The 2,422-nt window shown below is 80.4% G+C and carries 1 protein-coding gene; it reads right to left on the bottom strand.

Annotated elements, in window-relative coordinates:
* Window positions 1-24 precede the first annotated feature (24 nt).
* A complete protein-coding gene (locus ACRYMN_RS20755) occupies window positions 25-2,325 on the bottom strand; it encodes a putative bifunctional diguanylate cyclase/phosphodiesterase (RefSeq protein WP_432499319.1) in 2,301 nt (766 codons plus the stop codon).
* Window positions 2,326-2,422: the final 97 nt, after the last annotated feature.

Below are 2,422 nucleotides of genomic sequence, written 5' to 3'. Positions count from 1 at the left end.
GAGGCCGGGACCGGCGTCCCGGCCTCAGGGCACCGCCACCGCCGGCCGCTGCCAGTGGACGACCTCGTCCGCCGGCAGCGGCCGCGCCAGCAGGTAGCCCTGCGCGGTGTCGCACCCCATGGCGCGCAGCCACTCCAGCTGCGCGGCCTCCTCCACGCCCTCGGCCACCACGCGCAGCCCGAAGGTGTGCGCGGCGTGCACCGTCAGGGCGACCAGGTCCCGCCGGCCGGCGTCGGCCGAGGCGACGAAGCTGCGGTCGATCTTCAGGGTGTCCGCCGGCGTCGAGGGCAGGGCGCCGATGGACGTCCAGCCGGTGCCGAAGTCGTCGATGGCCACGCCCACCCCCGTGGCGCGCAGCCGCTGCAGGTGCGCGGTGGCCAGCGGGTCGTCCACCAGCACCGTCTCGGTGATCTCCAGCACCAGCAGGTGCGGCGGCAGCCCCGAGGCCGCCAGCGCGTCGGCGACGTCGTCCAGCAGCCGCGGGTCCGTCAGGTGCCGGCCGGAGACGTTGACCGCCACGGTCGGCTCCGGCCCGGCGCCCGGCGCCGGCCACGCCGCCGGGCGCTGCGCGCGCCAGCGCGCCAGCTGCGCCGTGGCCTCGTGCAGCACCCACCGGCCCAGGTCGCACACCAGCGTCGACGCCTCCGCCGCGGCGACGAACACGTCCGGGCGCACCGGGCCGACGCCGGGGCGGTCCCAGCGCGCCAGCGCCTCGTAGCCGGCCAGCGCGCCGTCGGCCAGGTCCACCACCGGCTGGTAGTGCAGCCGCAGCTCCCCGCGCCGCAGGCCCTCGCGCAGCGCCGACTGCAGGTCCGAGCGCGCCGACAGCTCCGCGCGCAGCACCTCGTCGAAGACCTCCACCCGTCCGCGGCCGTGCGCCTTGGCGCGGTGCACCGCCGCGCCCGCCTCGGCCAGCAGCGCCTCGGCGTCGGCGCCCCCGCCGTCGCGGACCACCGCCACGCCCACGGAGGCGCCCACGCGCACCGCGCGCCCGCCGACGTCCACCGGCCGGCGCAGCGCCGCGACCACCCGCTCGCCCAGCTCGACCAGCAGCTCCTCCTCGGCGACGTCCTCGACGACGACGACGAACTCGTCGCCGCCCAGGCGCCCCACCGCGTCCTGGCCGCGCACGCACCCGGGCAGCCGCCGCGCCACCTCGCGCAGCACCGCGTCGCCCGTGGCGTGCCCGGCGCCGTCGTTGACGGCGCGGAAGCCGTCGAGGTCGACCAGCAGCAGGCCCGTGCCGGCACCGGCCGCCCGGGAGCGCAGCGCCGCGGAGAGCAGGTCCAGCGACGCGGCCCGGTTCGGCAGCCCGGTCAGCGGGTCGTGCGCGGCCTGGTGGGCCAGCTCGCCGCGCAGCCGCTCGTGCTGGCGCACCGCGCGCACCAGCTGCTGCACGGAGGCCTGCACGACCTCGCCCAGCGGGCCGGGCACCGGTTGCTCGCGCAGCGCCGAGGCCAGGTCCCCGCGGGTGAGCGCGTCGGCCTGCTCCTGCACCCGGCGCAACCCGGCCACGGTCCCGGCCAGGGCCCGCCCGGCGGTGCGCGTCTCGCGCGGGCCGCACTCGGGCACCGCCACCAGCTCCCCGCGCCCGACCCGGCCCGCGGCGTCGGCCAGCCGGCCCAGCGAGCGCGCCAGCCAGCGCCCCAGCGCCACCGCGGCGGCCAGCGCGCCGGCCAGCGCCAGCAGCGAGGCAAGCACCGTGGTGCGCAGCCGGTCCCGGGCCGCGTCGCGGTCCACCTCGATGGCGAGCACCGCCGCGTCCGCGGTCGCGTCCACCAGCGCCGCCAGGTCGCCCTCACGCTGCACGCCGGCGTCGGCCAGGTCCAGCAGCTGCGGGGCGCTGAGCCCGCCGGGCCGCTGCACCTCCGCGCGCAGCGCCGCCAGCTGCGCGCGCGCCGGCCGGCTGCCCGTGGCCGCGGCCCAGCGCAGGCGCAGCTGCGCCGTCGACAGGCTCGCCACCGCCCCGGAGACCTCCTCGTAACCGCCCACGGCCACCGCGGCGCGCAGCCGGGCGCGCTCCTGCGCCTCGCCCTGCAGCACGCGCGCGGTGAACGCCACCGGCACCTCCCGGCTCGCCTGCCGGGTCAGCTCCACCACCAGGACGACGTCGTCGACGGCGCGCGCGCTGCGCTCGCTCAGGCCGGTGGCGGTGCTGCGGGTCAGCACGTCGCGCTCGGTGCGCGCGACCCGGTCCGACACGTCCAGGTAGAAACCCGCCAGCGCCTCCGTGCCGGCGGTGCCCTGGTCGGCGGCGGCGCGCGCGGTGCGCAGCCGCTGCGCGGTCAGAGCGACGTCGACGGCGACGGGGGAGGAGGCCCCCACCGCGGGGGGGGGGGGGGGGGGGGGGGGGGGGGGGGGGGGGGGGGGGGGCGGGGCGGCGGGCGGGGGCTTTGTGGGGGGGGCGGCGGGCCCCGTGGGC

The organism is Kineococcus gypseus (assembly GCF_050871305.1).
In the GTDB taxonomy this organism is placed as follows: Bacteria; Actinomycetota; Actinomycetes; order Actinomycetales; family Kineococcaceae; genus Kineococcus; species Kineococcus gypseus.
This window is presented reverse-complemented; position numbering and strand designations above follow the sequence as displayed.